The organism is Protofrankia sp. CiP1_Cm_nod3 (assembly GCF_982290655.1).
Map to the genome: position 1 here is coordinate 4,781 of NZ_CEVIVD010000075.1, position 4,381 is coordinate 9,161.

The following is a 4,381-nucleotide window of genomic DNA, read 5'->3' on the forward strand; positions in this document are numbered from 1 at the left end:
GGGCCGCCGTCACCGTGGTATTCAGACAGTATCAGATGGTATGCAAGTGTTATGCGGACGATATCAGGCGGCGGCCTTCGCCTGTAGTTCCTGTAGATCGCAGTAGTCGCGGTAGCTGGTGATCTTTCCGTCGTCGTCGAGTGTCAGGACACCGGCGACGGGGATCGAGACGACGAGGTTGCCGTCGGCGTCCTTGACGTCGTCGACCCGCTCGGTCCAGACGACGTCGCCGGTCTGCCCGATCCGCTTTATGTGAACCTGTATGGTCGCCAGGTTGTACCCGGCCCGGAACTGCTCGAGTAAGGCGATGGCCTCCGCCGGGCCGTGAGTCTCGGGGACGGTGGGGGCGGCGAGCCAGGGCGTGTCGGCGGTGAAGGTGTCGGTGAACGAGGCGAGAAGCTCCTCGTAGCTGACGCTCCAGCGCTTGAAGAAGTTCTCGACGGCGGTGATGTGGCTCATTCTTGACTGACTCCTGGTTCTCGAAGAGGGTGGCCGGTCTCCGAGGGAGAGCATTTCACGGTCGAGACCCGGATGCCCACATGGGACATGCGCTCATGACGGTGAGCGGTGGACGCGGTAGGCGCCGTCGCCGCGGTCAGATCGCCGCGACCGGATCCAGCGGCCCACCAGGAGACGGCAGGCGGTAGACGGACACGTGGGACCGGGATTCGGCGGTGAACTCGGCCCCGCGCCAGTCGGTGTGTCCGGACTCCAGCTCGAACCCGGCCAGCTCGGCCATGAGGTCAAGCTCGGCCGGCCATATATAACGGTGCCGGCTACGGACCAGCCGAGCCCGCCCGCTCCCGTCGAGTCCGGCTCACCGGGCCACGGGCCAAACGGGGCCTCTGTCTGCCACGGCCTGGTCACCGAGCCTATAGGCGATCCCGGGCGACGACGCCCCACGGCCGGGGCACCACGTACAAGCTGTTCCAGACCAGGTTCCTCCCGGTCGAGCGGATCCAGGCGGTGGCCGGATCCGCGGCGCTGGCCGACCCCTGGCTCCTCCCGGTCGAGCGGATCCGGCGCCTCACCGAACGCACCACCATCACCACCACGACCAGCCCCGCCGGCCGCACCATCACCCTGCTGCACGCCTGACACGGCCCCTGGCCGCCGATCCTGTCGGCCGGCCGGCGGACCTTCCATGTGGCATGATCAGCCATTATTGTTTTGATGTCCAACTATCGGCCATCCAAGCAGATATGCCCGAGCCTGGACGTCTGCGCTGGGTGCCCGAGCCTGGATGTCACGGGCCCGGAGTGGACGGGAGGGCCGAAGGCGACGTCGCTGCCGAAGGGGGAACGCCGTGCCGTCAGATTCCCTGCGCATACCTGGCTGGCTGCACTTCCTGGCGGTGGGTTTCCCCAGCCCCAACGTGATCGCGACCAGTGACGGATCCCGCGTGATCTTCGACTCCGGGTTCGGCAGCGACACCTCGCGCATCGAGGACACGCTGGCCACGGCCGGCGGCCCCATCCTCGACCCGCCCGCCACCTTCGCGGCGGCGCACGCACGGTACGAGCGCATGCGCGCGGACCCGCAGCGCGCCGGCTGGCACGCCTGCAAGCGCATCTTCGCGTTCGCCCTGATGATCCGTGACGGCATCCCGCTGGACGACGTCGACATCTATCTGACCCGGCAGCCGTGGCTCGTCGACCATGCGAGCAAGGTGTTCGACACGGATGCCGAGACGCTGGCGGCCGACCTGCTCGCGGAGATGCGGCGTACCGGCGCGGTCGAGGAACGCGGCGGGCGGCTGCGCGCCCGCACGCCACACCGCCCTCCCGCGCCGGGCTGGCTGCCGGGTTCTCCCCGGCGGGACTGGCTACACGAGTTCACCCCGCCTGGGGTGAGGCCGGCAGGGTGATGGTCAGCGGCTCGAACGGCTCGCCCATGGAGTACACGTTGTTGAACAGCCCGGCGCCCTCGGCCAGCAGCCGCACGTCCTCGGCCTCCCAGGTCCGCAGGCCGGACGGTGCCGCGCCGGGCCGCGGGACGAACCGCACCAGGGGAATCCTCGGCTTCGTCCCGGGCTCGGACGGGTCGACGACGTTCAGCTCGGCCTGCGTGCCGCGCAGCACCACGTGCGGGTCGGCGATCCGCACGTACAGCAGCCCGAAATGGCCCTGGAAACGGACGTCGCCACGGAACGCCCAGAAACCGTCGACGCCCTCGGGCGCCGTGGCCGACGGATCCGGCTCGAAGACGAACTCGTCGTTCTCGACGGACCGCGCGCCGTCGCTGGCGCTGCCCTGGCCGTCGGGCATCCGGGCGATGTAGGTGAGGAAGGTCGCCTTGATCCCCCACCGCAGGCCGAGCAGGGGCTCCGCCGCGCTCACCGGGCCACCCCGTGGAGCCCGACGCCATGCCGCCCCGACGACGACCTCTCCGTCACGTCCGTCACACGGCCGCCGGCCAGCAGGCCGAGGTACCGCTCGCCGAGGCGGGCGCCGGCGCGGTAGCCGTACCGGGACGGCGGCTCGAAGGCTGTCCCTCCCGTCCTCAGGCACAGCGGTCCGACGCGCCGGCGTCGCCGGACGCTCAGCGAGATCACCTAATTCCATGCCCCGGGCTCCCTTCGGCAGTGAGGCTCCAGACGGTACGAAACTGATCAGCAACATCCGACGTCGATCACGGAAAGCAATGTTCCGGACGCGGGGCAGTACCGGCGGTCACCATCGCCTCGACCGCCTCCGCATCCATGCTCCCGGCCAGCACCTCGCGGCTGTCCGCCCGAGGCCCAGACAGGATCGTGGCACCTGTCCGTAGCATCTGCTCACAGTGAGCGTAGCGACCGGGTGGCCACGCGGTACGGCCGCCGGGCCGGATGGCACCGCCGGGGCGGCGGCGCCCGTCAGAACTCCAGTCGGTAGAAGACCGCCATCCTCCTCAGCGCGGGGACCAGCCTCGCCACCCCGGCCAGCAGACGGTATCCATCTGAAAGCTTATCGTAACCATCGATATCGAAAGCGCCGCTGGCTGTCACGCACCGCAGCCGAGGATCGATCGCCTCGAGCTCCGCGCAGCTGTCCATGCCCCACGAGACGGTTGCCCCCGCGGCCCGGATCGCTCTGTTGAACCGCTGCATCCGGATGCCACGCCTGCTGAACCCGTCGAAGACGAACTGGCCGCCGGGGAAATGGCCCACGATCCGTCGGACAAGCGCCTCGCCCTCGTCCTGCCTGAGATACATCGTCAGGCCCTCGGCGACCACCAGCACCGGCAGATCACCAGGCACCCGTGCCAGCCAGGACGGGTCGGTGACGGACGAGCCGACCGTCTCGTACCCCCCACGCGGCGGATACATCTGCCGGCGCAGGTCGATCACGTCGGGATAGTCCACGTCGAACCACCGCACGCCGGGGCCAGGATCGACGCGGTGGACCCGGGTGTCCAGGCCGCAGCCCAGATGCAACACGGTGCTCGCCGGATGCGCGGCGAGGAACTCGCGGGTCCACCCGTCGAGGTGCCGGGCCCGCAGCGCGACGGCGGTGTGCTCGCCGCGCCGCAGCCCCGTCCTGGTGAAGTCGAAATCGATCCGTCGGACGGTTTCCAGCGCCATCGTGTCGTGCAGGACGGAACGGGGCGACTCGGCGTCGAGCGCCCTGCCGTACAACGTCGCGAGCAGCGTGGCCCTCGCACCCGTGAGGTGCAGCTCCGGCACGGGCACCCATGCTACCGGCCGGCCGGGCTGCCGGCCCGAGGGCAACCGCCGGCCCGAGGAGGTGCGGACCGCGCCCCGGGCCCGCAGCGCGTACACGACGTAGCCGACAAGCAGCGCGGCGCCCATGACCCCGCCGTCGCCAGGCAGGTCAGCGACCGGCTGGGCCATATAGCCGGCTGGGCCATATACATAGCCTGGGAAGAGCTACGAGCTCGCGGCACCTGGGGAGGAGACCAGGCCGCGCCCACGGACGAGCTCTGTGCGCGTCCCGCCATCCCCGCGACCGGGCCCCGCTCGAGGCGGTCCCGACACTCGGCGGCAAGCTCCCGGCCCGCCTCCCAGCAAGCAGGGCGGCGGGCCCGACGAGCCCTCGTCACCACCGCGGCCCCGAGCGGGTGCCGGCTCCGGACCCGCCGCCCGTATACCCACGGCCGGTGCACCGACAAGGAATCGGCGATGCGCCCGGTGGCTGCCGGCCGCCGGGCCGCCTGCCACTATCCGGGCTGACGGACAGCTACCGGGAGCGGCCCCCGTGTACAGGCCCCGATGGTGTGTCACACCAGGAACCGATCCCGATACAGCCTGTATTGAAATATCCGTACGTTATGCCCGTATTCCCTTTTTAACGGTGCGCCTGCGTCCCGCCGGCCACCGCCGCGGCGGCTCCGCTCCCGTCGTGCTCGCCGAACAGGCTGAACCAGCCGAACCAGCCGAACC

6 protein-coding genes are annotated in these 4,381 nt (G+C 70.1%); 2 read left to right on the forward strand and 4 right to left on the reverse strand.

What is annotated here, in order from left to right; genetic code table 11:
• Positions 1-63: 63 nt before the first annotated feature.
• Together AC5LUJ_RS15065 and AC5LUJ_RS15070 are read right to left on the reverse strand one after the other, a co-directional pair.
• Positions 64-459: a limonene-1,2-epoxide hydrolase family protein gene (locus tag AC5LUJ_RS15065; protein ID WP_250282372.1), complete on the reverse strand. Its 396-nt coding sequence runs from the start codon at positions 457-459 to the stop codon at positions 64-66.
• A gap of 136 nt (positions 460-595) precedes the next feature.
• Positions 596-739 (reverse strand): hypothetical protein, encoded by a 144-nt coding sequence (locus AC5LUJ_RS15070; protein WP_250282370.1) that lies wholly within the window; start codon positions 737-739, stop codon positions 596-598.
• Between the two features lie 227 nt (positions 740-966).
• Here AC5LUJ_RS15070 and AC5LUJ_RS15075 point away from each other — a divergent pair, with 227 nt between their 5' ends.
• Both AC5LUJ_RS15075 and AC5LUJ_RS15080 read left to right on the forward strand, forming a co-directional pair.
• On the forward strand, positions 967-1,098 hold the full coding sequence (locus AC5LUJ_RS15075; protein ID WP_445548405.1) for a hypothetical protein: 132 nt from the start codon (positions 967-969) through the stop codon (positions 1,096-1,098).
• Between the two features lie 208 nt (positions 1,099-1,306).
• A complete protein-coding gene (locus AC5LUJ_RS15080; RefSeq protein ID WP_250282368.1) occupies positions 1,307-1,867 on the forward strand; it encodes a hypothetical protein in 561 nt (186 codons plus the stop codon).
• Here AC5LUJ_RS15080 and AC5LUJ_RS15085 read toward each other — a convergent pair.
• Both AC5LUJ_RS15085 and AC5LUJ_RS15090 read right to left on the reverse strand, forming a co-directional pair.
• Positions 1,836-2,339: an HtaA domain-containing protein gene (locus AC5LUJ_RS15085; protein WP_250282366.1), complete on the reverse strand. Its 504-nt coding sequence runs from the start codon at positions 2,337-2,339 to the stop codon at positions 1,836-1,838. The two genes, AC5LUJ_RS15080 and AC5LUJ_RS15085, sit on opposite strands and share 32 nt — an antisense overlap.
• A 515-nt stretch (positions 2,340-2,854) precedes the next feature.
• On the reverse strand, positions 2,855-3,790 hold the full coding sequence (locus AC5LUJ_RS15090; protein WP_493465139.1) for a class I SAM-dependent methyltransferase: 936 nt from the start codon (positions 3,788-3,790) through the stop codon (positions 2,855-2,857).
• Positions 3,791-4,381 lie beyond the last annotated feature (591 nt).

Bases quoted from the DNA above. Each gene is read 5' to 3' on its own strand.
- AC5LUJ_RS15065 (WP_250282372.1), bottom strand. From the start codon at position 459: ATGAGCCACATCACCGCCGTCGAGAACTTCTTCAAGCGCTGGAGCGTC.
- AC5LUJ_RS15070 (WP_250282370.1), bottom strand. From the start codon at position 739: ATGGCCGAGCTGGCCGGGTTCGAGCTGGAGTCCGGACACACCGACTGG.
- AC5LUJ_RS15090 (WP_493465139.1), bottom strand. From the start codon at position 3,790: ATGGGCGCCGCGCTGCTTGTCGGCTACGTCGTGTACGCGCTGCGGGCC.